This is a genomic window from Burkholderia anthina, from assembly GCF_001547525.1.
Lineage (GTDB): Bacteria > Pseudomonadota > Gammaproteobacteria > Burkholderiales > Burkholderiaceae > Burkholderia > Burkholderia semiarida.
In genome coordinates, this window is sequence record NZ_CM003769.1 from 593,924 (window position 1) to 619,576 (window position 25,653).

Annotated in this window: 9 protein-coding genes, 2 tRNA genes and 1 rRNA gene; 11 read left to right on the forward strand and 1 reads right to left on the reverse strand. The window is 67.2% G+C overall.

Annotation, left to right across the window (positions count from 1 at the left end; translation table 11 throughout):
- Positions 1–35: 35 nt before the first annotated feature.
- From WS64_RS18865 to WS64_RS18900, 8 genes are all read left to right on the forward strand, one after another.
- Positions 36–5,645, forward strand: coding sequence for a type I polyketide synthase (locus WS64_RS18865; protein WP_081103871.1), 5,610 nt, complete (start codon positions 36–38; stop codon positions 5,643–5,645).
- Positions 5,642–10,309, forward strand: a complete 4,668-nt coding sequence (locus WS64_RS18870) for a condensation domain-containing protein (RefSeq protein WP_060967290.1) — start codon at positions 5,642–5,644, stop codon at positions 10,307–10,309. Before WS64_RS18865 ends, WS64_RS18870 begins: the two co-directional genes overlap by 4 nt.
- 57 nt (positions 10,310–10,366) lie before the next feature.
- A complete protein-coding gene (locus WS64_RS18875; RefSeq protein WP_081103873.1) occupies positions 10,367–14,728 on the forward strand; it encodes a thioester reductase domain-containing protein in 4,362 nt (1,453 codons plus the stop codon).
- 314 nt (positions 14,729–15,042) lie between these two features.
- A complete protein-coding gene (locus WS64_RS18880) occupies positions 15,043–15,807 on the forward strand; it encodes a hypothetical protein (RefSeq protein ID WP_060967292.1) in 765 nt (254 codons plus the stop codon).
- Between the two features lie 461 nt (positions 15,808–16,268).
- A complete protein-coding gene (locus WS64_RS18885; RefSeq protein ID WP_059583824.1) occupies positions 16,269–17,519 on the forward strand; it encodes a metallophosphoesterase family protein in 1,251 nt (416 codons plus the stop codon).
- A gap of 3 nt (positions 17,520–17,522) precedes the next feature.
- The gene (locus WS64_RS18890) at positions 17,523–20,993 is read left to right on the forward strand and encodes an ATP-binding protein (RefSeq protein ID WP_060967293.1); all 3,471 of its coding nucleotides are present in this window, start codon (positions 17,523–17,525) and stop codon (positions 20,991–20,993) included.
- 122 nt (positions 20,994–21,115) lie between these two features.
- Positions 21,116–21,640, forward strand: coding sequence for an HD domain-containing protein (locus tag WS64_RS18895; RefSeq protein ID WP_059583821.1), 525 nt, complete (start codon positions 21,116–21,118; stop codon positions 21,638–21,640).
- A gap of 9 nt (positions 21,641–21,649) precedes the next feature.
- A complete protein-coding gene (locus tag WS64_RS18900; protein WP_060967294.1) occupies positions 21,650–22,327 on the forward strand; it encodes a DUF429 domain-containing protein in 678 nt (225 codons plus the stop codon).
- A 124-nt stretch (positions 22,328–22,451) separates the two neighbouring features.
- Here WS64_RS18900 and WS64_RS18905 read toward each other — a convergent pair whose 3' ends face one another.
- Entirely contained in the window at positions 22,452–22,889 is a 438-nt protein-coding gene (locus tag WS64_RS18905; RefSeq protein ID WP_167351635.1) for an ATPase, read from the reverse strand.
- A gap of 648 nt (positions 22,890–23,537) precedes the next feature.
- Between WS64_RS18905 and WS64_RS18910 the strand changes: the two genes are divergently transcribed.
- From WS64_RS18910 to WS64_RS18920, 3 genes are all read left to right on the forward strand, one after another.
- Positions 23,538–25,070, forward strand: a 16S ribosomal RNA gene (locus tag WS64_RS18910).
- Between the two features lie 62 nt (positions 25,071–25,132).
- Positions 25,133–25,209: transfer RNA gene (locus WS64_RS18915), tRNA-Ile, on the forward strand.
- 35 nt (positions 25,210–25,244) lie between these two features.
- Positions 25,245–25,320, forward strand: a tRNA-Ala gene (locus tag WS64_RS18920).
- Positions 25,321–25,653 lie beyond the last annotated feature (333 nt).

Here is a 25,653-nt window from a genome sequence, read left to right on the forward strand (position 1 = left end):
GCAGTCCCGTTCCGCGAACGTCTGGAGTTGTACACATGATCGAGTCCAATCGGGCGCCTGCCGCGCCCCTTACCCCCGTGAAGCAGGCGCTGCTGAAGATAGACGCGCTGCAACGCGAACTGGCGCAGGCGCGCAGCGCGATGAACGAGCCGATCGCCATCGTCGGCATGGGCTGCCGCCTGCCCGGCGGCGCGGATTCCGCCGACGCGCTCTGGTCGATGCTCGCGGCCGGCACCGACGCCGTCGGCCCCGTGCCGGCCGACCGATGGACCGATGCGGTCTACGATCCGCGGCCGGGCCGTCGCGACACGAGCTACAGCAGGCATGGCGGGTTCATCGACGACGTCGATCGTTTCGATGCGGGATTCTTCGGCGTGTCGGAGCGCGAGGCCCCGCACATCGATCCGCAGCAGCGGCTGTTGCTCGAATGCACGTGGCGTGCACTCGAGGACGCCGGCTTTTCGCGAGAAACGATCGCGTCGTACCGAACCGGCGTGTTCGTCGGCTCGTCGGTCGACGACTACGCGCGTGTCAGCGAGAGCGTGTCGGGCGACGCGCTCAGCTATGCGCAGACGTCGCTCGGGACCGCGCGGCCCTTCGCGGCCGGACGCATTTCCTATCTGTTCGGATTTCATGGCCCGGCGCTGCATCTCGACACCGCGTGCTCGTCGTCGCTCGTCGCCGTTCATCTGGCGTGCCACAGCCTGCGCGCCCGCGAGTCCGATGTCGCATTCGCGGGCGGCGTCAACCTGATGCTGTCGCCGGAGATGACGATCGCGCTGAGCGAGCTTCAGGCGCTGTCGCCGAGCGGTCGCTGCCGGACCTTCGACGCGGCCGCCGACGGCTACGTGCGCGGCGAAGGCTGCGGCGTCGTCACGCTGATGCGGCTGTCCGATGCGCGCGCGCAGGGCAGGCCGATCCGGGCGGTGATCCGCGGCTCCGCCGTCAATCACGACGGGCGCAGCAACGGGATGACGGCACCGAACGGCCGTGCGCAACGCGACGTGATCCGCGAGGCGCTCGAGCACGCCGGCGTATCGCCGGCCGACGTCGACTACGTCGAGGCGCACGGCACCGGCACGCCGCTCGGCGATCCGATCGAGCTGCGTGCGCTCGAGGACGTGTACTGCCGAGATGCGAATCGCACCGGCGACCTGTACGTCGGCAGCATCAAGACGAATATCGGGCACCTCGAGTCGGCCGCCGCGGTCGCCGGGCTGATGAAGGTCGTTTGCGCGCTGCAAAAGGGCGAACTGCCGCGGCACCTGCATTTCGATACGCCGACCGCGCACGTCGATTGGCATGCCAACCGCATTCGCGTCGCGACCGAGCATGCGGCATGGCCGTCGTCGCGACCGGGCCGGCGCGTGGCGGCGATCAGCTCGTTCGGCATGAGCGGCACGAACGCGCATCTGATCGTCGAGGCGTGGGAGGAGGCGCGCGCTGCGGAACCCGATGCGGACGTCGCGCCAGCCGGGCACGCGCGTCACGACATCTGGCCGTTGTCCGCACACACGGCGCCGATGCTGAAGCAGACCATCGAAGACTGCGCGGCGCACGTGCGGGCACACGCATCGTTGGCGCCCGACGCGGTCGCCAGCGCGCTGCGCGTCGCGCGCGACAGTCATCGGCATCGCGTGGCGATCGTCGCGGATTCTCGCGACGCGCTGCTCGATGCGCTGTCGGACGCGGCGCGGGCCACGGCCGTCTTGGGCGGGCAGCCCGGCGGCGCGCGCGACCGCCTTGCGTTCCTGTTTACCGGCCAGGGCGCGCAGCGCGCCGGGATGGCTCGGCAACTCTATCGGGATTTCGCGCCGTTTCGCGACGTATTCGACGCGTGCGACGGTCATATCGAGGCGCAAGGAGAACTGTCGCTCGCGGACGTGCTGTGGGGCGACCATCAGGACCGGATAGACGACACGCGTCACACGCAGCCTGCGATGTTCGCGCTCGAAGTCGCGCTCGCACGCTTGTGGATGCACTGGGGCGTCGTGCCCGACGTCGTGATGGGCCACAGCATCGGCGAGTACGCGGCTGCGTGCATCGCCGGCGTGTTCTCGATCGAGGACGGCTGCCGCCTCGTGGCGGCGCGCGGGCGCTTGATGGATACGCTCACCGCGCCGGGCCGCGCGCTCGCGGTGTTCGCCAGCGTGCGTCACGTCGCCGATGCCGTGCGCGACTACCCCGGACGGGTCGCGATCGCCGCGGACAACGCACCGGAGAGCGTGCTGGTGTCGGGCGACCCGGACGCCATCGAATCGATCGCGCGGCTGTTCGCGTCGCGCGGCATCGCGACGAAGGCGCTGGCGGCATCGCGCGCATTCCATTCGCCGCTGATGGAGCCGATGCTGGCCGAATTCGGCGCGGTCGCCGCGACCGTGCGGTATCGCGCGCCGGCGATTCCGATCGTGTCCAACGTGACGGGGCGATTCGAGCTCGAGCGCCTGTGCGACCCCGCGTACTGGGTCGAGCATGTCCGGGCCACGGTGGCCTTCCGCGCGGGTGTCGGCGCGCTCCTCGACGACAAGGTGACGACGCTCGTCGAGATCGGGCCCGGCAAGACGCTGTCGAGCCTCGTCACCGCATGCATGGCGGAGCGGGCAGACCGTGACAACGTGATCGCGCTGCCGTCGATGAACAGCGACGGGCGCGAGACCGAGCAGTTGTTGCGCGCACTGGGCCATGTCTACATGTGCGGCCGTCGTGTCGACTGGCATGCGTACGAGCGCTCCCGCACCGGTGTGCCGATGCGGCAGGCCGCGCGCCGCGGCGTGCTGCCGCCGTACCCGCTCGAAGCATCCCGTTACTGGGTGAATGCGCGGGAGCCGGCGCAGCGGGCGCACGTGCTGACGCGCGCGGCCGACCCGCGTCGGGCCGCCGATCGCGGCGTGCTGGGCCGGCGCCTCGCGATCCCGGGATCGGACCCGCGTCGCTACGAGAGCCAGGTGTCCGATCGGCATCTGCCGTTTCTGGGCGGGCACCGGGTGCACGGGCAACTCGTTTTTCCGGCGGCAGGGTTCGTCGAGGCGCTGCTCGATGCCGCATCGCGGCGCGATGGCGCCGACGCGGCATCCGCGGCCGGCCGCTGGCTCGTCGCGCAAGCGGTGTCGTTCGATCACGCGCTCACGCTGGAGCCCGGCAAGGCGGTGACGTTCGGCACCGTCGTGCACGCGGCCGGTGCCGAACAGCCGGGCGACGAAGGCGCGCGGATCGACATTCACGCGTGTCACGACACGGCCGCCGCCGAGCCCGAATGGACGTTGCAATGCGCTGCGCGGATCGGGACGGCGCACGTCGTGCCCGATGTGCCGACGCTCGACGCATGGCGCGCGCAATGCCGCGACGCGTTGCCCGTCGACGGCTTCTACGCGCGCTTGCATGCGACCGGCCTCGCGTATGGCGGCGCGTTTCGCTCGATTCGCGCGCTGTCGCGAGGCGGCGATGCGGCGCTGGTCCGAATCGACATGGAGCCGGATGGCACGGACGACCTCGTCCGCATCGTTCATCCGGCGCTGCTCGACAATGCGTTTCAGGCCGTCGCGGGCGCGCTGTGGGATGCGGAGCTGAACACCGCCTTCGTGCCGATCGGCATCGAACGAATCGCCTGCTTGCCGATGGCCGGCGTGCGGGCGGCGTGGTGCGCGGTGCGAGCCCGGGTGAAGCGAAGCCTGGCCACCGCGGATCTCTGGTTATACGACGACGCGGGCTGCTGCGTCGCCGTCGTCTCCGGACTGCGGCTGATGGCCGTCGACCCGCGCCGATTTCAACCGGCCGCGCGGCCTGTCGCGCTGAACACGCTCGTCTGGCGCCCGCTTGCGCTCACGCATGAAGCGGCCGCCGCACGCGCGAACGTCGTGCTGATCGGCAACGGTTCCACACTGGATGCGATGCTGCCGCGTGCATGTGACGGCGCTGGCGACGCATGTGCGATCGCGGCGCTGCCGGCCAACGACCCGTTCGATGGAGAGGACGGCGCCCGGCGCATTCGCGCCGCGCTCGACGAGGCGCTCGCAGGCCTGGATGCGCGACCCACCGTGCTGCTCTACACGTGGCCGTCAATCGACGATGCGACATCGGAAGACGAGCTCGCCGCTGTCGGCGCAGCTTACCGGCGCTTCGCGAACGTCTGGCGCGAAGTGCAGTCGGCCCGCTGGCCGGAGGGCCCGCCGACCGTATGCATCGTGACCCAGGCGGCGCAGCGCGTGCCGGGCATCGACGTGCGTGTGTCGCCGTTTCAGGCGGCCGCCTGGGGCATCGCCCGCAGCCTGATGCACGAGAGCGGCGACATGCCGGTGTTGGCGGTCGATCTGCCGGCGCCGGATGCGACGTCGTGCGCGAGCGCGCTGGCTGCGCTGGCGGGCGCCGCGCAGAGCGGCGAGACGCAGTTCGTGTCGCATGGCGACGCCGTATACGTCCCGCGGCTCGTCGCACGCGACGCCGGCGCGGCGCAACCGCTCGCGCGCGGCGCCTATCTGGTGACGGGCGGGCGCGGTGCGATCGGCACGCGGGTGATCGAGCAGTTGATCCGCAACGGCGTGCCGAAGATCGTGTCGGCCAGCCGTCAGTTGCCCGCCGACAGCGAACGCGCACGGCTGGCCTCGATCGCCGATGCGCACGGCACGATCGTCGAATTCGTGGCGGCCGACGTCGCCGCGGCCGCCGACGTCGACGCGCTCGTCCATGCGCTCGAGGCGGATTCCGCGCATCCGCTCGTGGGCGTCCTGCATGCGGCGGGCATGCTGGATGACGGCCTGCTTGCCACCCAGCCGATGACCGACGTATTGAAGGTGCTCGCGCCGAAAGTCGCGGGAACGTTGAATCTGCATCGCGCGACCGCGCATCTGCCGCTGCGGCACTTCGTGTCGTTTTCGTCGATCGTGGCTTGCATCGGCTCCCCGGGACAATGTGCGTACGCCGCCGCGAACGCCTACGTGGACGCGCTGACGGCATTGCGCAACCAGGACGGCCTGCCCGGACACACGATGAACTGGGGCCTGTGGGGCGGCAACGGGATGGTCGATCAGCTCGACGCGCGGCAACTGCGCCGCATCGCTTCGTTCGGCCTCGAGCCGATCGAGCCGGACGTCGCCCTGCGCCTGTTCGACACGCTGGTGGCCGAGCCCGACGGGCAGACGCAGATCTGGAGCGTGGACGTCGATACGTTGATCAAGCGCAGCCCGAGCCGGGCGATGGGGACGCTGTTGTCCGCGCTCGTGCCGCCGGCGCCGCCGGCGCATCGCCCGGCCGGTGCCGGCCCCGACTTGCGCGAGCGCATGGCGGGGTTGCCGGACGACGCGCGCATGCAGGTGCTGCGCGGACACCTGACCGATGCGATCGCCGCGACCCTGCATACGTCGACCGAGCGGATCGCGCCGGATATCCCGCTGATCGAGCTGGGGCTCGATTCGCTGATGGCCGCGGAATTCCGCAATGCATTGCGCGGCGAGCTGGGCGTCGACGTCCCGTTCGGACGGTTGCTCGAAGGCGCGACCATCGACGACGTCGTGCGCACCATCGTGGCGACGCTCGATCGCGGCGAGCCGCGGGCGCTCGATGGCTCATCGCCGCCGCGCGCCGCGGACCGGATCGACGTGGTGTCCGCAGAAGCGACGTTCGGCGTGGAAATGGAAGGAGGAGAGCTGTGAGCTCGATCGAATTCATCAACGAACTGGCCGGGCGCGGAATCGAGCTGTGGACCCAGGACGGCAAGCTGCAATACAAGGCGCCGAAGGGCGCCGTGACACCTTCGCTCGTCGACGAGCTGAAGACCCACAAGGCGACGCTCATCGCGCTGCTCGAGCAGTTTGCGGGGACGGCGGGCACCTACCCGCTTTCGTTCGCGCAGAAGTCGCTCTGGTCGCTGCATCAGCTCAATCCCGACAGCGCGGCATACAACGTGACATACGCGACGCGTCTCGACGACGACGTCGACCTATCCACGCTGCACCGCTGCGTCGACTATCTGATCGCGCGCCACCCGATCCTGCGCACCGCGTACCGCGTGATCGACGGCGAGCCGCGTCAGCAGGTAGGGTCGCAAGCGCGTGCGCGGTTCTCGGTCGATCGCGTGTTCGCGGCCGACGAAGCCGCCATCCGCCGGTGGATCGACGAAGAGTCGAATCGCCCGTTCGACCTGACGCAGTCGCCGATCCGGCTCAAGCTGCTGCTGAACGAACACGACGGTGCCGACGCGATTCGCGTGGTGCTGCTGTTGAACGTTCACCACATCGCCGCTGATTTCTGGTCGCTCGAGATCCTGCTCAACGAGCTGCGCGCGCTTTACCGGCTCGCTTGCGCGGGGGAGCCGCTGAAGTTGCCGCCTCTGCCGGTGCAGTACAAGGATTGTGTCGAACACGAGCGCGCGCGGCTCGACGGGGCGGACGGCGAGCATCTCGCGGCGTTCTGGCGGCGCGAGCTGGCACACGGATTTCCGGTGCTGAGCCTGGCGACCGACCGGTTGCGCCCGCCGCGCAAAACCGAGCATGGCCGCATCTACGACCGGCCGCTCGGGGCGGCGCTTTCGCATCAGGTGCGCGACACGGCCAGGCTGCTGCGGGTGACGCCGTACATGCTGCTGCTCGCCGTCTATCAATTGCATCTTCACCTTCATACCGGGCAGGCGCGATTGATGATCGGCGCACCGACTTCCGGGCGCAATGCGCCGGGCAGCGAAAGCGTGGTCGGTCATTTCGTGAACACGGTCGTGCTCGCGTGCGAAGTCCGGCCGGACGATTCGTTCGACGCGCTGCTGCGACGCACGCGCGACATGATGCTGCGCGTGCTCGATCACCAGGATTATCCGTTTCCGCTGCTGGTCGATGCACTGCGTCCGGCGCGCGATCCGAGCCGATCGCCGATCTACCAGGTGATGTACAACTGGAACCAGGCTCGCGGCGATTTCGCGGCCGAAGGCGGGAGCGGCGCGCCGTTCTATCGCGAACGCCTCGCCGCATCGAGCACCGGTACGCGTGGCGCGACACACGACCTGACGCTCAACGTGCAGGATCTCGGCGACGACTATCTGACCGCCTGGACGTTCAATACGGATCTGTTCGACATCGGAACGATCGAGCGATTCGCGCGCCAGTATGCACACCTCGTGGGACAGGTGGTGACCGATGCGAGCCGTCCTTTGCACCAGTACGCGCTCGCGGCCGAGCCTGTCGACGATGCGCGAAACCGCATTGCCGCGGCCGATGCGTTCGTCGGCCGCGCCGGTTGCGCCGAATCCGATATGACGCAGGATGCATCGCGCGTGGTCTGGCAATTCGACGATCGCGCGATCCGCCACGGCGAGATTCACGATGCCGTGCGCGCCGTTCGTGCGCAACTGGATGCCGCCGGGATCGGTGTCGGCAAACGTGTCGAACTCCGGATGCGCAGTGTCGCCGAGCGCGCGGTCGCGTTGCTCGCGATCCGCGCCGTCGGCGCGTGCCATACCGTGTCGGGCGACACGGCCGACGCCGTGTGCCGCGGGCGTGGCGACGGCTGGTCCGGCTGGGAGATCGATGCGATCGACGTGGTGCATGCGCGCGATGTCGCCGCGCGTGGCGACGGCGTTGCCGCGGGCGAAGCGTCGGCGGTCGAGCCGTTGCTCGACTATGTCGGTCAATTGCTCCATCTCGACGCCCACGCAACGGTGCTCGTTCCGCATGGCGCGCATGGCTGGCTGTCTGCAGCGGCGCTGGCCTGGGCCGTGGTGGTCGGCGGCGCGGCGCGACTGTCCGGGCGGGCGTCGATCGAAGCGCTTGCTTCCGGCGATCCGGCGGTCGCGAACCTCGCGTACGCCGAACTCGACCGCTTGCTCGCGGACGGCCCGTCGCTCATCCTCCCGTCGCTTCTGTTGCAGCGTGCCGATGTTGTCGGCATCGGGCGAGCACGCGCGCTCGTGGCTTACGGCGAACATCCGCAACCGTTGACGTCGTTCGCCGCAACCAGCCGGGCACCCACAGCGGCGTACTTCGTCCCGGTGCGGTGCGCGGACGCCGGTTCGGCGCTGTGCGCGTTCGCGGCGGGGCCGGCAGGTTGGCAATTGCTGGCGCCGTCGTATGCGGGGCGCATTGCGTTCGCGCTCGGCGCGTCCGGGACGTTCGCCGACGATCGTCAGGCCGGAACACTGCATTTCTTCGACGGCGCGTCCGTCCGTGCGTCGGTTGCGGGAGCTTCAATCGAAACCGCGCCACCGGACCGGATGCTGATACCCACCGGCGTGCCGGTCGTACGCCGCGGCGACGCCCTGCTGTGCGTGGATCCTTCGCTACGGGTGGCGCATCACCGGCCCGTGCCTATCGCGATCGGCACGGTCGAGCAGGCCATCTCCGCGGTCCCCGGCGTGGCCGCCGTCGCATGCGCGTGCGTCGTTCAGGACACACAGGAAATGCTGGTCGCCTATCTTGTCGCGGATGATGGCCACGCGGATGCGCATGCACTCGAAAACGCGGTTCGTTCGGCATTGAAGCATGCGTTGCCGGATTCGATGCACCCTGACGCGATCATGGTGCTCGACCGGCTGCCGCTCGACGCGGGCGGCGCACTCGATGCAAGCGTGCTTCCGCCGCCTCGCGCGCGCGAGCGGGGCGACCGTAGCGCGTCGACCGACATCGAACGCAAACTCGCCGCGATCTGGGCCGACGTTCTCGGCCAGCCGTCGGTCGGCGTCGATCAGGATTTCTTCGAATTGGGCGGCGATTCGATTCTCGCCGCGGTCATCGTATCGCGGGCCGCGCTCGACGGCATGTACTTGAAGCCGCAGGACATCTTCCTGCATACGACCGTGGCGGGTCTGGCGACGGTGGTGCGCGAGACGCCGGGTCTCGACGTCGATCAGGGGCCCGTGCACGGCGAGACGGTGCTCGGTCCGGCGGCGCAATGGTTCGTCGAGCGCGTCGACGTCGATCGGTCGCACTTCAACCAGGCACTGCTCGTTCCGCTCGGGGAGACGCCCGACGCGAACATCATGGCCGAGGCGCTCCGCGTCGTCGTGCGCCATCACGACGTGCTGCGCTCGCGTTTCGTCGCGCACGGCGACGGAATGCGGCACGCGTTTGCCGGCGACGGCGGCGCCGATACCGTCGATTTTGCGATCGTTCCGTGTATCGACTCGGCCGGCCGGCATTGCGAACGCACGTGGCGCGCGGCGATCGACGCGGCGCAGAGCGGCCTCGACCTCGAGGGCGGCCGGCTCATGGCGGTCAGGTGGCTCGAAAGCACCGGCGTGTCGAGCAGCCGGCTACTGATCGTCGTCCATCACATGGCGATCGACGGCGTGTCCTGGAGCATCCTGCTGCAGGATCTGGCCGATTGCTATCTGCGGCTGCGTGCCCGCACGGCGGCGGCGTTGCCCCCGAAGACGACCTCCGTGAAAGCATGGGTCGACCAGTGGCTTGCCCTGGCGCAGGGCGATGCGCTCGACGACGATCGTCGCTACTGGCGAAGCGTGAACGCACGGGTGCACGACGTGCTGGCCGGGCCGAAGCGAGTCGCGCTGATGCGTCACGGGCTGACCTCGATCGTTCAGCATGCTTATCAGGAATCGTCGCTCAGTTGCACGATCACGCTCGATGCCGATCTGACGCACGCGTTTCGAACCACGGCGCCGCGTGCCTATGGAACCGACGCCAACGATCTGCTCATTGCCGCGCTGCACGCGGGCTTTCATGCATGGAGCGGCTGCGACGCGCTGCTGGTGGACGTCGAGGGGCACGGCCGGGACGCACTCGGCGACGCGGTCGACCTGAGCCGCACGATCGGCTGGTTCACGTCGATCTATCCGGTACTGATCGACACGCCGGCTACCGTCGCGGATCCGTCGACGCTCATCAAGTCGGTCAAGGCACGACTGCGCGAGGTGCCGCGCAAGGGCGCGAGCTATGGCGTGCTCCGCTATCTCGACACGAAGCCGCAGGCTGGCGACGAGGCACTGACGTCGTTTCCGCGGGCGCCGATCCTGTTTACCTACCTCGGTCAACTGGAGCAATTGTCGGGGCCGTCGTCGCCGTTGTACGGCGGGCCGCCCGAGCCGGCACCGGGCATCCGCAGCCCGCGCCAACGGCGCACGCACCTGCTGGACATCGTCGCGTACGTGTCGCGCGGCAGGCTGACCGTGGAGGCCGGCTTCTTCGGGGTGCCGGGCGTCGACGAAAGCATCGGCTGCCTCATGTGCCGCGTCGAGGAGGCGCTGACGACGCTGATTCGTCATTGCAGCGCCGACGGAGCGGGCGGCCTGACACCCGACGACGTTCCTCAACTCGATGTCGATCAGGATGCGCTTGACGCGCTGTTGAATGAAATCGACGCACTCGAGCGCTGAACGAGGCGGCGCGCGATACCGCGCGTTCGTCGAGCATGACCGCAACAGGAACTCAGGATGACCCGAAACGTCGACACGATTTACCCGCTCACGCCTCTTCAGCGAGGCATGCTCCACCATTCGCGACTCGATCCGGCCTCCGGCGTCTACGTCGAGCAATTTTCCTGCGTGCTGCACGGCTCGCTGGACCTCGAGCGATTCCGCGGCGCGTGGGAGACGGTCGTGCATCGCCACGACACACTCAAGACCTTGTTCATTCGCCTGCATGAAGAGCAACCGTTGCAGGTCGTCCGGCATACGGTCGGATTGCCGTTCGAGGTGATCGACTGGCGCGATCGGGCGACCGACGAGCAAGCCGAGCGATTCGAACAGTTGCTGGCGAGCGATCGTGCGCGCGGCTTCGATTTCAGCGTCGCGCCGCTGATGCGCGTCACGCTGATCCAGCTCGGTCACGAGCGGCATCGATTCCTCTGGACCTATCACCACGCGATTCTCGACGGCTGGTCGATGCCCTTGCTGCTCGGCGAGGTCTTTCAGCGTTATTCACGCCCCGACGCGCCGCTTCCAGCGATCGCGCGCGACTATCGCGACTACGTTGCGTGGCTGCGCACACGGGATGGCGACGGTTCGCTCGACTATTGGCGCGATCTGTTGCGCGGCTATCGCACGCCGGCGGGATTCGCGCCGTCGGTATTTCCGGCGCCGGCAAGCGATGCCGCAGCCGGCGCCGAAGCGCGCCGCACGCGCTCGACGCGGGTCGAGACGATGCCGGCCGAATGGATGGAGACGGCCGGCCGGGCATGCCGCGTCGCCCGCGTGACGCTCAATACGCTGTGCCAGGGGGCGTGGGCGATGCTGCTCGCGCGCTACGGCGGCTGCAACGACGTCGTCGGCGGCATCGTCGTATCGGGGCGTGCCGCGGAGGTGGACGGCATCGAACGCATGGCCGGCTTGTTCATCAACACGCTTCCGTGGCGCGCGACGCTCGACGGCGAGCTCGATATGGCCGACTGGTTGCGACGCTTGCAGGCCGATACGCAACGGCTGGAACAGCATGCGCACAGCGCACTCACCGACGTATTGAAATGCAGCGAAGTGCCGCGCCAGCAATCGCTCTTCGACACGCTCTACGTATTCGAAAATTACCCGGGCCGCGATGCGTTCGATCGGCTCGCCGCGAGTTGCGGGTGGCGGATCGACGACCCGCGTGCCGTCGAGGAAACGAGTTACGCATTGGCGCTCGTCGTATTGCCGACGGATACGCTGACGTTCCAGTTGACCTACGATACGGCCCGATTCGATGCGGCGTTCATTGAGCGCATGGCTGCGCAATACCGCGGGCTACTTCAAATCCTGGTCGGCGCGACCCCGCGAAAAGTGGGCGATCTCGTGCTCGATGCAGGATCGTCGACGGGGGCCGGCAGGGCGTCCGACGCATCCGAACATGCGTCGATCGGCGGCGCGACGTTGTCGGCGCGGATTGCCGCGCATGCCGCTCGCGCGCCGGATCAAATCGCCTTTTCCCGGCTGGACGCCCGCCATTCGCCGGTCGGCGCGCACGGCGTCACCTATGGAATGATCGCCGATCGCGTGCAGCGCGCCGTTCGCCAATGGCGGCGTTTCGGCTATCGGCCGGGCGAGCGCGTGCTGATCGCATGCGACGACCCCGTCTCCGGGCTGGTGTTGCTGCTGTCCGGGCTGGCGTATGGCGTCGATTGCGTGATGACCGACCCAAACCTTCCGTCGTCCGCGTTCGATGCGGTCGTCGATGGCGGTTGGTCGCCGGAACCGCTGCGAAGCTGCGTGACGACCGCGCAGCATACGCCGTTGACCGGTGTGATGTGTTACGTCTTCGACGAGCAGGACCCGATGTACGGGCAAATCGACGGTACGCTCGACGATCATTCGGATCCGGCGCAGGGCGCCTGTTCGTTGCTGCGGCGCGATGTCGATGGCGACTGGCGCGTCATCCGTTATACGCACGCGCAACTGATCGAAGCCGCGCGCGCGTTCGAACGGACGTTACCGGGCGGCACGTCGCGCGATGTCGGGTTGGGCGAGGGGCCGCTGTCCCATACGGCATTGTGGGCGGTACTGGGCGCGCTGAGCGCCGGGCTGTCGGTGCATCAGCTCGCAAGCCCCGGCGATCCCGCGTTTCTGCCGCGAGCGGCGTCTCCGGATGCGCACTGGCACGGTATCGTCCTGAGTCCGGAGGCGACGCGTCACATCGTCCGCGCATCCTCCGCCCTGTCGGCCGGCGCGCTTCGCACCGACTGGGTCATGGCCGACGCACGCTCGCTGACGCGTGCGGACGCCGCGCGACTCGCCGAGCTCGCACCCCGCGCGCAACGCTTCCGGCAATTGTGCTGGCCCGCGTGGTCGCTTCCGCATGCGGTTTCATCGGCCGACGAATTCGATCGCTTCGAATCGGGCGTGGTGTCGGCGGATGAATCGGTGTTCGTCGCCGACACCCATCTGAACCGGGCCGGTACGGACGCGCTCGGTACGCTCGTCGTGTCGGGGCATTCGGCACCTGATTCGATGTGGCGCAACGGCAAGCCGGACCGTGGCAGCCTGACCGTCACGCGCGACGGTACGTGGCTGCGCACGACGCTTGGCGCGTGGCGGACGGAGCGCGGCTGTCATACGTGGCTGCCCGACCGGAGCGCATGTTCCGAGGAATGGACGGCGGACTGGCTGGATGTCGAAGCCGACATTGCACGGCGCGCGGGTGTCGACGAGGTCGCGCTCGTGGAGCGGATCGCCGAAAGCGGAGAATGGGACTATGCGCTTTTTCATCAGGACGCGACGGCCGACGCCGCGGACATCGCGCGTCGGCTGGCCGGACAGCGCGGCGTGCCGGCACTGTCGGCCGGCGCGATCGTCGCGCTCGCCGCTTTGCCGCGTTCCGCGACAGGAAGGATCGACCGCGTCCGGCTCCTGTCCGGCGACGTCGAGGTGCGCAAGCACGATCGCCATGCGGCGCCTCGCGACATGGTGGAAACGGCGATTCACGAAATCTGGTGCGGCTTGCTCAAGCAGCAACGCATCGGCATTCACGACAATTACTTCGATCTCGGCGGGGATTCGCTGCAGGCAACCGTGATGCTGTATCAGATCGGCGAGCGGCTTCAGCATGCGATCGACATGGAAACGCTGCTCGCCGCGCCGACGATCGCCGGTCTGGCTGCCAGTATCGCGAGCGGCAATGTGCGTCGCGATACGGCGATCGTCGATTTGCCGGGTGAAGCCCGGCTCGACCCGGCAATCGAGACACGGCAGCCGTATTCGTGGCGCCCTTATCGCACGGTGCTGCTCACCGGCGCGACGGGATTCCTGGGCGTGCACCTGCTTCATACGCTGCTCGCGACGACCGATGCACGCGTGATGTGCCTGGTTCGCGCCGACGAGCCAGCGGCGGGCGTTCGGCGCATCGAGGCCGCGATGCAGTCGCATGGCTTGTGGGAAGCGCGGCACCGCGATCGGATCGTCGCCGTGCCGGGTGACCTGGGTGAGCCGAACCTCGGTTTGTCGGCGGCGGCATTCGACGCGCTCGCCGCTGAAATCGATGCGATCTACCACAACGGGGCGTTGGTCAACTTCGTTTATCCGTACGCGACGCTGAAGCAGGTCAACGTGCTGGCGACCCAGGACATCGTCAGGCTGGCGAGCCTGCATCGAGTGGCGCCGATTCACTACGTGTCCACCGTCGGCACGCTCGACCGTTATTCGGACGCGTTGCCGGAAACGCTCGCCGTGCCGTTCCACGAACACCTGACGAGCGGCTACGAACAGAGCAAATGGGTCGCCGAGCAGTTGCTCGCGCAGGCGCACGCGCGCGGCGTTCCCGTCACGGTATATCGTCCGGCGCGGATCGTCGGGCACGCGGTGAGCGGGCGGATGAACCTGGACGACCTGTTCTGCCGATTGATCAAGGGCATCATCGTGTTTGGAAAGGCGCCGCGCGACGTCGGGTTCGACAACATCCTTCCGGTCGACGTCGTCAGCCGGATCATCGTACGCGCGTCGCTCGACCCGACCGCCGCGGGGCAGGGCGTGCATGTGATCAACCCGCGCTGGAACTCGCTCGACGCACTGGTCGATTTCATCGAGGACGAAGGGTTCGCGATCGAACGCATGAGCTACGACGTGTGGCTCGCGGCACTGGCGGAACATGTTCGGCAGGACCCGGCGCATCCGCTTTCGATGCTGATCCCGGTCCTCAGAAAACTGAACCCCGTTGCGGATCCGACGGTCGGGCGAATTCTTCCGATCGACGTCACCCAACTGAAGCGGCTCGCGGGTGACGTGCTCGCATCGAGCCTGCGTCCGGCAAACGACTGGTTGCGTACGTTCTTCGACTACTTTTACGAAGACGGTTTTCTCGAGCGCCCGCATGAAAGGCTGGCCACCGCATGACGGGCGGCTCGCCGGCGCGGCCGGGCGCAAGACGATGAGCTGAAGCCGGCGCCGTCGCGCCGCGACGAGCGATCCTCGTCGAATGGCGGGTGCCGGGAAGTATTGCATTCGATCCATCCCCGGATCGGGGCACCCCCTGCCCATTGCCCGCGCGCCATGCTTAAATAGCAGGGCTCCCCGACAGCCGGCCGCCGCGATGGCGGCGCCGGCCGGCACGGGCCGGCATGTCCGATCGACACCGTGACGACAGACGATACGAAAACGCCGCTCCGGCGCGCCCGGCGCGGTCCGATAACATTCCGAGGCATCACGTCATGACCCTCCTGTTCCGTCTGCTCGCGCTCGCCTGCGCGCTCTGGCTGGCCGCCTGCGCGGCCCCGCCCGCGTCTGCGCCATCCTCCAGCGCCGCCGCACCGGCCGCCGGCGAACGCCGCGGGCTCGGTACCGCGTGGGGCGAATCGGTGCGATCCGAAACCCGGCAGGTCGAATTCGAACGCGCGGATCCGGCGAATCCGACGGATCTCGCGTCGGTCTACTACAACGACGTGCTGCCCGGCCATCTTTCCGCGTCGCAGGTGCGCCGGCTGCCGATCCGTGTCGCGCTCGCGAACGGCGACATCGCACTGTCGTTTGCCGACGAGAAGGGCGCGCCGCTGCGTCTCGCGCGCAGCAACGGCCGCTGGCACATGGCGGGCGTCGAGGGCTCGCGCTACATGATCGTGTTGCGCAACCAGGGGCGCCGCGCGTTCGAAGTCGTGTCGACGGTCGACGGGCTCGATGTACGGTCGGGGCGGCCGGGCAGCTATACGAACGGCGGCTACGTGCTGTATCCGGGCCGTACGCTGACGATCGAAGGCTTTCGCAAGAGCCGCGACGAAGTCGCCGCGTTCCGCTTTGCGGCCGTGCCCGACAGCTATGTCGCGAACGCGAAGTACGGCGATGTCGCGAACGTCGGCGTGATCGGCGTCGCGCTGTTCGCGCAGAAGGAAAACGACGAGGACGCACTGCGCCGCAATGCAAATCCGTTTCCCGGCAACGACAACGGCTATGCGCCGCCGCCCGTTCCGCGCGGCGAGTAACGGCATGTAGCCGGGCGCCCGCGGGGCATCGCGCTGCCCGCGGGCGATTCCGTGGGTTTTCCTGCCGCCCGTTCCATGCCGTGCCGTTACCGTTTCGCTTCGCTCGAAACACGATCCGAAGCGCAATCGCCCCTACCGCACGATTGCGCGGCCACCGTTTCGTGAGCGGCCCGTTCCACGGCGCGCGGTTTTGCCGTCGCCCGCCCGTGCTGCGGCACAATGTCGGTTCGTGCCGGTATCGCGTGCTTGCCCACCATCCGGACCGACGCGGAACGGCATATCGCGACCCGCTTTCAGGTACCATCCCGACCCGCTTGCAACGGGCGGCATGATCCGGTCCGGCCGCCGCGCCGCATGTATCGCATGTGTTGCGCCCAGCCCCGCGGCCGGCGGCACGACGATGGACGGGACGAGCCCGTGCGAGCGGCGTCGCCCCTTCGCCATGAAACAGAGGAACCTTCGTGAAGTTCATCCACGCGGCAGACATTCACCTTGACAGCCCGTTGCACGGCCTGAGCGCGTATCCCGACGCGCCGGCCGCGCAGTTGCGCAACGCGTCGCGCGAGGCGCTGCGGCAACTCGTGGATCGTGCGATCGAAGAGGAAGTCGCGTTCCTCGTGATCGCGGGCGACCTGTACGACGGCGACTGGAAGGATCACAACACGGGCATCTTCTTCGGCCAGCAGATGGGGCGCCTGCGCAGGGCCGGCATCCGCGCGTTCGTCCTCGGCGGCAACCACGATGCCGAAAGCGAGATGACGAAGAAGCTGACGCTGCCCGACAACGTCACCGTGTTCGGCCACCGCAAGCCGGAGACTTTCACGCTGCCGGAATTCGACGTCGCGCTGCACGGGCAGAGCTTCAAGGACAAGGCCGTCGTCGACAATCTCGCGATCGGCTATCCGGACCCGGTGCCCGGGTACTACAACATCGGCGTGCTGCACACGGCGCTCGAAGGGTATGCGGCGCATGCGAACTACGCGCCCTGCACGCTGGCCGAACTGCACGCGAAGGGTTACGACTACTGGGCGCTCGGCCACGTGCACGAATTCCAGCAATGGACGGGCCCGTCCACCGTCGTGTTTCCCGGCAACCTGCAGGGGCGCCATATCCGCGAGACGGGCCGGCGCGGCGCGGTGCTCGTGACGGTCGAGCCAGGCAGGACGCAGGTCGAGCGCCTGTATCTCGACGTGCTGCGGTGGGAAGCCGTGTCGGTCGATGCGTCCGATTGCCTGTCGGTGGCCGATCTGTCGAGAAAGATCGGCCAGTCGCTGGAGGCGCTGTTGACGGTCGACGGCCACGTGCCGCGCGCGGTGCGCGTCACCGTCACCGGGCGCACGCCCGCGCACGGCCTCTTTTTCGGCCGCGCGCCGCAGTTGCGTGCGGAGGTGCTGAACCAGATCGGCATCATCGGCAACGAGCGGCTGTGGCTGGAGAAGGTTCGGCTCGCGACGTCCGCCGCCGATCGGCAGCCGGGCGAAAGCGAGCCGCTCGAAGCGCTGGAGGACCTGAAGCAGATACTGGCCGACGCCGCGCACGATCCGGATTTCCTCGCGCTGCTCGAACGTGACCTGAAGCCGTTCGTCGGCAAGGTCCGCAGCGACGTGAAGGAGGACGTGCCGTTGCTGACGCTGGCGCGCGCGGGCGAACTGACGGCGCTGGTCGAGCAGGTCGGGCCCGCGTTGCTCGCGCGGCTGGCGAGGGGGGAGTAAGCGATGCGCATCCGTCAGCTCGATCTGATCAAGTACGGCAAGTTCACCGACGAGACGCTGCGTTTCCCGTCGGCCGGCGAGGATTTTCATGTGATCGTCGGGCCGAACGAGGCCGGCAAGTCGACGATCCGCACGGCCGTGTCCGAGTTGCTGTTCGGGATGAAGCTGCAGACGCCGCTCGATTTCCTGCACAGCACGCCCGAACTGCGGATCGGCGGCGTGCTGGAGAGCGGTGCGGGCGAATTCGTGTTCCACCGTGCGCGCGGGCGCAGTCCGTTGCGCACGCCTGCCGACGACAAGCTGCCCGACGACTATCTGGCGTCGATTCTCGATGGCGCGACGCGCGAATTCTTCGAGCAGATGTTCGGGCTCGATCACGGGCGGCTGGTCGATGGCGGGCGCAGCATTCTCGACGCATCGGACAAGCTCGGCCAGGTCCTGTTCGAATCGGCTGCCGGCGTCGGCAGCCTCGGGCCGGTGCGCGAGGAGCTCGACGCGCGCGCGCTCGAATTGTGGGCGCCGCGTCGCAGCGGCAGCGCGTTTGCGCTGGCCGAAACCGCATTCAACGAAGCCGTGACCGAACTGAAGGCGGTGCAGGTGCGCACGCGCGACTGGGTCGATCGCAAGGAAGCGCGCGAAGCGGTCGAGCAGCAGATCGAGCAGGCGCGGGCGGAACAGCGCCGGCTCGAAGCGCTGCGCTCGAAGCTCGAACGCGTGCGGCGGCTCGCGCCGTACCTGAAGGAGCTGACGGTCAAGGATGCGGCGCTGGCCGAACTGGGCGCGGTGATCGAGTTGCCGCCGACCGCGTATGCGGATCTGCTGAAGGCGCAGGGCGATCTCGCGGCCGAGCAGAAGGTGCTCGAGGAGCGGCGGGCCGACCTCCTCGCGAAGCGGCAGGCGCGCGATGCGATCGCCGCGGACGTCGACGCGTTGGCGCTCGAAGCCGATATCGAGGCGCTCGATCGGCTGCGCGCCGCGTGCACGAATCACGCGCAGGATCTGCTGTTGCTCGGCGCGGACGTCGAGCGGCACCTGTCCGCCGCGTTGTCGGCGGCCGCGCAGCTCGGCTGGCCGGCGGACGAAGCGTCGCTGCGCGCCGCGTTGCCGACGGCGCTGTCGCTGAAGACCGTCGCGAACCTGCTGCGCGAACACGGCGCGCTGCACCAGGCGCTCGCCGGCGCGCGCGAATCGCTCGACGAACGCACACGCGAGCTGGCGCAGGTGCGGGAACAACAAGCGCGCCTGTCGACCGTCGACGTGCCGGAAGCGTTGCGCGCGGCGCTGGCCGATGCGCAGGGCTTTCGCAACAGCGGCGCGCGCGAGCAGGCGCTGGCGCATGAAATCGCGGCCGCCGAACGCACGCTGGCCGGCGCGCTCGACGCGCTCGGCCAGTGGCGCATGCCGGTCGATGCGCTGCGTGCGCTCGACGTGCCGTCGGCGGCGCGGCTCGGCGCGCTGCTCAAGGAAGACAGCGAACGTGCCAGCGCGGCCGCTGCCGCGCGCGACGCGCGGGATGGCGCGCTCGAAGAGCTCGAACGGCTCGAACTGCAGGAGAAGCATTTCGCGGAGAACCACAAGGTCGTCACGACCGCCGACGTGCTGGCGGCGCGTGCGCGTCGCGACGGCGCGTGGGGCGAGATTCGCAGCGGCGCCGTCGAGCTCGCCGCGGGCGCACCGGCGCTCGACGACGCGATGCGCTTGGCCGACGAGCTCGTCGATGCGCAACTCGGCGCGACCCAGGCCGCGGCGACGCTGCAGTCGCTGCGCCAGCAGGTCGAATCGGCGCGTGCCGGCGTTGCACGCAGGCAGGCCGCGCTGGACGAACGCGAGCGCGAGCTCGCCGCGCATCGTGACGCGTGGGCCGCGCTCGCGACGGCGGCCGCGGTGCCCGGCATGCCGCTGGCGGCGATGGGCGACTGGCTCGCGAAGCGCGACACGGTGTTCGCCGCGCAGGCCGATCTCGATCGTCAGCGCCGTGAATTCGACACGATGTGCGCTGCCCGCGCCGGCGCGGAAGCCGCGCTGCGTGCGGCGCTGTCGAAGGTATCGCGAGGCGGCGAGTCGGACGGGCTGGTCGCGCTCGTCGCCGTCGCCGAGACGTTCGTCCAGTCGGCCGAGAAAGCGGCCGCGCAGAAGGACAGCCTCGACGATCGTGCGCGGGAGGCCGAACGCGGGTGCGCGACCGCGCGTTCGCGGGTCGACCACGCGCAAACGGCTTACGACGCGTGGCAAGCGCAATGGCGCGACGCGCTGGCCGACGCGAAACTGTCCGCGAGTGCGACGACGCTGGCCGCGGCGGAAGGTGCACTCGGGCTTGCGAACACGGTGACGGCCGAACTGGCCGATGCAGATGCGCCGCGCAACCGGATCGCCACGATCCGCGCGGAGCTGAACGCGCTCGAGGCCGGCGCACGGCGGCTTGCCGAAGCGCTCGCGCCGGAATGGCTGGCGAGCGGCGACTGGCTGGACGTGGCGCGCCGGCTGACGATGCGCCTCGCGGCCGCCAGGGAAATCGCCCGTGCGATCGATCGTGCCGACGACGCCGTGCGGCAGGCCGACGGCAAGGTCGCGGACGCGGCTGCCGCGGTGGCCGGCGCCGACGCGCGCATCCAGCCGCTGCTGCAACTGGCCGGCGTCGCGTCGATCGACGCGGCGCTGCCGCTGGCCGAGCGCTCGGATCGCCAGCGCCAGCTTCGGCAGGCGGTCGATGCCGCGCACGACGCGCTGGTGCGCGACGGCGACGGGCTTTCCCGGTCCGCCGTCGAGGCCGAGGTGGCGGAACAGGACATTGCCGACGTGCCGGCGCATCTCGAAGCGGTGAAGCAGTCGCTTGCCGATATCGGCAAACGGCTGAACGAGTTGGCGCAGCAGCAGGTCGTGGCCGACCAGGCGTTCGGCGCGATCGACGGCCAGGCGAGCGCGGCCGTCGCCGAGTCGAAACGGCAGGAGGCGCTGGCGGCGATGGGCGACGCGGCCGAACAGTATCTGGAGGCGGCCACGGCGAGCCGCTTGCTGAAGTGGGCGACGGATCGCTACCGCGACCAGAAGCAGGGGCCGATGCTCCGGCGCGCGGGCGAGATTTTCGCCGGGCTCACGCTGGGTGAATTCGCGAAGCTGACCGTCGATACCGAGCGGACGCCGCCCGCGCTGTATGCACGGCGCACGCGGGGAACGTCGGTCGAGGTCGCGGGGCTGAGCGAAGGGACGCGCGATCAGCTGTTCCTCGCGCTGCGGATCGCGGCGCTGGAGTTGCAGCTCGGCAGCCGCACGGCGCTGCCGTTCGTCGCCGACGATCTGTTCATCAATTTCGACGATGCGCGTGCGAAGGCGGGGCTCGAGGCGCTGCGCGATCTGTCGACGCGCACCCAGGTGCTGTTTCTGACGCACCACGACCACCTGTTGCCGCTCGTGAGGGACGTATTCGGCGCGCGCGTCAACGTGGTCGAGTTGCAGCGCGCGCCGGCCGGCGCGTGATGCGGGGCGCGTCGGGATGCCCGCGCACGGGAACGGGCGGTGCGTACAGGTAGTATGAGCGGTTCCGAAACGCACGCGGCCGGTTCAACGGTCGCGGGTCTGGCCACACGAGGGGTGAGAATATGAAGAAGCTGGTAGCCGCGATTGCGTTCGCGGCGGACAAGCATCGCAATCAGCGACGCAAGGATGAAGAGGCGTCGCCGTACATCAATCATCCGATCGCGCTCGCCGACGTGCTGGCCAACGAGGCCGGCATCGAGGACGAGCGTGTGATCGTCGCGGCCGTGTTGCACGACACGGTCGAGGATACGGAGACGACCGAGCAGGAGTTGCTGCGGCTGTTCGGCAAGGACGTGGCGGACATCGTGATGGAAGTCACCGACGACAAGTCGCTGCCGAAGGACGAGCGCAAGCGTCTGCAGGTCGAGCACGCGGCCACCATCAGCCGGCGCGCGAAGCTCGTGAAGCTGGCCGACAAGATCTGCAACCTGCGCGACATCGCCCGGCATCCGCCCGCGGACTGGCCGCTCGAACGCAAGCAGGCGTACTTCGACTGGGCGAAGTCGGTCGTCGATCCGATGCGCGGCGTTCATCCCGGTCTCGAGGCGATCTTCGATGCCGCGTACGCCGCACGGCCGGCGGACTGAGGCGCGCGCATGCGATCGGCCCGATCCGCCGCACGGCAACCGGCCGCGGTGGCGGGTGTCGACGTCGGCGGCGACAGGAAGCTGTGCGATCTCGTGATCCTGCGTGGCTCGACGATCGTCTGCCAGGAAGCGCGCATCGCGCCCGAGTCGCTGCCTTCACTGTGCCTCGCCCATGATGTCGTCGCCGTCGGCGTCGACGCGCCGAGCCTGTGGTGGACGGGGAGCGGCCGCCGCGCGGCCGAACAGGCGCTCGCGCGCGAACGGATCTCGTGCTTTCCGACGCCGTCGCGGGAACAGGCCATCGCGAGCACGTCGGGCTTCTTCGACTGGATGTTCATGGGCGAGCGCGTCTATCGTGCACTCGCGCACGCCTATCCGTTACTGACCGACGCGCGCTACGCGGGCGGGCGCGCGAGTTTCGAAACCTATCCGTATGCGATCACCTGCGCGATGCTGGGCAAGGCCGTGGCGTCGGCGAAGCAGAAGCGCAACCAGCGTCGGCAATTGCTGGAGCGGCTGGGGATCGATGTGTCGACGCTGCGTTCCGTCGATGCGCGAGACGCCGCCTTGTGCGCGTTGACGGCGCAATACGTGATCGACGGCAACGCGCAGGCGTATGGCGATGCGGCGGGCGGTTATATCCGCGTGCCGATGATGAGCGAGACGATCGTGCTGGATGCGCCGTAGCGGCGACGCGCGGTTCCGGGCCAGGCGGCGAGCGCGGGGAAGCCGTTTCGTGCGGGAGGATGAGAACGGCTGTTGGCGGGCACGACGTGAAGCTCGTGCACCGCGTGATTCCGGCTGAGCCTGCTTAATCCTCGAGGATGGATTTCGGCACGCTGGACAGGTCGCAGGCTTGGGCGTGCTCGAAGTAGCTGTCCGCATCGTCGATCATCACGACCGCGACGTCGATCAGTTCGTCCAGCCGTTGCAGCAGCGACTCCCGCCACTCGATGTCTTCGTCGCGCTCGGGCGCCTTGTCCAGCTGCTCGATGATCGAGTCGGCCGTTTGCAGGAATGGAATCGCCTGCTGATAGTTTTCGATCGAGACCAGCGCCGCATTGCGCGCGCCGACGAGCTGCTCGCGATACGTGTCCGCGAGTTCGGATTCGCCGCTGATGCGCGGCAACATGTCCGAGATGCGTTGCAGAAGCGGCGGGACCTGTTCTTCCAGCTGGATCGCACGCTCGCGCAGAGCTGCATATTCGTCGCGAAGGTCGGTGTCACCGGGTTGAGTCGTGCTGTCCATCATCAATATGAGTGCGTGGTTCGGTCGCGGCATGATACTCGACCGCGCCCGGTTCCTTGCCCGTTCCGCCTCTTTCTATATACGGAAGGAAAGAGAGGTGTTCGTCATATCTTTGGAGGGCGGCGCGCGTTGTCCTTTCCGGCCCGTCGCGCCCAAGGCCTCCGTGCGCGACAGCGCACGGAGGCCTTTTCAAACTTTCTTCACAAAGAGCTTGCACGGATGGGGGCCGGTGCTTAGAATCACGCCTCTTTCGCGCTACCGGAAACGCGGCGCGGGAGGAAGGGAAGCGGTGCTGTTGAGGTTCGGTGGTAACGAGCCGCGGCGGCGCAGGAAGTTGGGCCCCGCAGTCGCAACGAAGTCGTTCAGAAAGTTGTTGACGAGCTGCGAAACACGGTTCATAATCTCGCTTCTCTGCTGCTGAAAACGCAGCGCTGCTGGGAAACCTCAGGTTTCTCGCAGAAACGCTCTTTAAAAATTAACAGCCGATAAGTGTGGGCGCTTGATGAAAGCGAGCTGATCCTCGGATCAGATAGCGAAAGTATCAAGAGTCTCACACTAAAGTAAGTCAGGTTTATGAAGTGATTCATATTCCTGTCAGCTTTGAGTGAGCGACCGGTTCTTAACGGAACCGAAAACAGTAACAGGTTTGAACTGAAGAGTTTGATCCTGGCTCAGATTGAACGCTGGCGGCATGCCTTACACATGCAAGTCGAACGGCAGCACGGGTGCTTGCACCTGGTGGCGAGTGGCGAACGGGTGAGTAATACATCGGAACATGTCCTGTAGTGGGGGATAGCCCGGCGAAAGCCGGATTAATACCGCATACGATCCACGGATGAAAGCGGGGGACCTTCGGGCCTCGCGCTATAGGGTTGGCCGATGGCTGATTAGCTAGTTGGTGGGGTAAAGGCCTACCAAGGCGACGATCAGTAGCTGGTCTGAGAGGACGACCAGCCACACTGGGACTGAGACACGGCCCAGACTCCTACGGGAGGCAGCAGTGGGGAATTTTGGACAATGGGCGAAAGCCTGATCCAGCAATGCCGCGTGTGTGAAGAAGGCCTTCGGGTTGTAAAGCACTTTTGTCCGGAAAGAAATCCTTGGCTCTAATACAGTCGGGGGATGACGGTACCGGAAGAATAAGCACCGGCTAACTACGTGCCAGCAGCCGCGGTAATACGTAGGGTGCAAGCGTTAATCGGAATTACTGGGCGTAAAGCGTGCGCAGGCGGTTTGCTAAGACCGATGTGAAATCCCCGGGCTCAACCTGGGAACTGCATTGGTGACTGGCAGGCTAGAGTATGGCAGAGGGGGGTAGAATTCCACGTGTAGCAGTGAAATGCGTAGAGATGTGGAGGAATACCGATGGCGAAGGCAGCCCCCTGGGCCAATACTGACGCTCATGCACGAAAGCGTGGGGAGCAAACAGGATTAGATACCCTGGTAGTCCACGCCCTAAACGATGTCAACTAGTTGTTGGGGATTCATTTCCTTAGTAACGTAGCTAACGCGTGAAGTTGACCGCCTGGGGAGTACGGTCGCAAGATTAAAACTCAAAGGAATTGACGGGGACCCGCACAAGCGGTGGATGATGTGGATTAATTCGATGCAACGCGAAAAACCTTACCTACCCTTGACATGGTCGGAATCCTGCTGAGAGGCGGGAGTGCTCGAAAGAGAACCGGCGCACAGGTGCTGCATGGCTGTCGTCAGCTCGTGTCGTGAGATGTTGGGTTAAGTCCCGCAACGAGCGCAACCCTTGTCCTTAGTTGCTACGCAAGAGCACTCTAAGGAGACTGCCGGTGACAAACCGGAGGAAGGTGGGGATGACGTCAAGTCCTCATGGCCCTTATGGGTAGGGCTTCACACGTCATACAATGGTCGGAACAGAGGGTTGCCAACCCGCGAGGGGGAGCTAATCCCAGAAAACCGATCGTAGTCCGGATTGCACTCTGCAACTCGAGTGCATGAAGCTGGAATCGCTAGTAATCGCGGATCAGCATGCCGCGGTGAATACGTTCCCGGGTCTTGTACACACCGCCCGTCACACCATGGGAGTGGGTTTTACCAGAAGTGGCTAGTCTAACCGCAAGGAGGACGGTCACCACGGTAGGATTCATGACTGGGGTGAAGTCGTAACAAGGTAGCCGTATCGGAAGGTGCGGCTGGATCACCTCCTTTCCAGAGCTTCTCGCATAGTTGAGCGCTCACGCTTATCGGCTGTAAATTAAAGACAGACTCAGGGGTCTGTAGCTCAGTCGGTTAGAGCACCGTCTTGATAAGGCGGGGGTCGTTGGTTCGAATCCAACCAGACCCACCATTGTCTGGCGGTAGGTACCTGGGGCATCTGTACATGGGGGCATAGCTCAGCTGGGAGAGCACCTGCTTTGCAAGCAGGGGGTCGTCGGTTCGATCCCGTCTGCCTCCACCAATCACCAACGCTAAGGGCTTGGTTCAGACACTGAACCGAGAATTTTGCATTGGCGATTGAGCCAGTCAGAGCGGTACGAAGGATGTATCGGCTGTCGTTCTTTAACAATCTGGAAGAAGTAAGTAATTTGGATAGCGGAAGCGTCTTGAGATGGACGTGGAAGTTATCCGGGTTGTGATTGTATCGATGTATCTCAAGATGATTCGAACTCTATGTTCGACTCAATTGGAATACGGCACAACGCAAGAACTCAACCTGTAGCGACTGTCGTCCCCCATGCGGGGATGGGGCCCTCGTAAGCGCTAAAGCGCTAACGATGGCCGACATGAGACA

Coding starts and splice junctions, on each gene's coding strand:
- WS64_RS18865 (WP_081103871.1), top strand. CDS start 36: ATGATCGAGTCCAATCGGGCGCCTGCCGCGCCCCTTACCCCCGTGAAG.
- WS64_RS18875 (WP_081103873.1), top strand. CDS start 10,367: ATGACCCGAAACGTCGACACGATTTACCCGCTCACGCCTCTTCAGCGA.
- WS64_RS18880 (WP_060967292.1), top strand. CDS start 15,043: ATGACCCTCCTGTTCCGTCTGCTCGCGCTCGCCTGCGCGCTCTGGCTG.
- WS64_RS18890 (WP_060967293.1), top strand. CDS start 17,523: ATGCGCATCCGTCAGCTCGATCTGATCAAGTACGGCAAGTTCACCGAC.
- WS64_RS18895 (WP_059583821.1), top strand. CDS start 21,116: ATGAAGAAGCTGGTAGCCGCGATTGCGTTCGCGGCGGACAAGCATCGC.
- WS64_RS18900 (WP_060967294.1), top strand. CDS start 21,650: ATGCGATCGGCCCGATCCGCCGCACGGCAACCGGCCGCGGTGGCGGGT.
- WS64_RS18905 (WP_167351635.1), bottom strand. CDS start 22,889: ATGGACAGCACGACTCAACCCGGTGACACCGACCTTCGCGACGAATAT.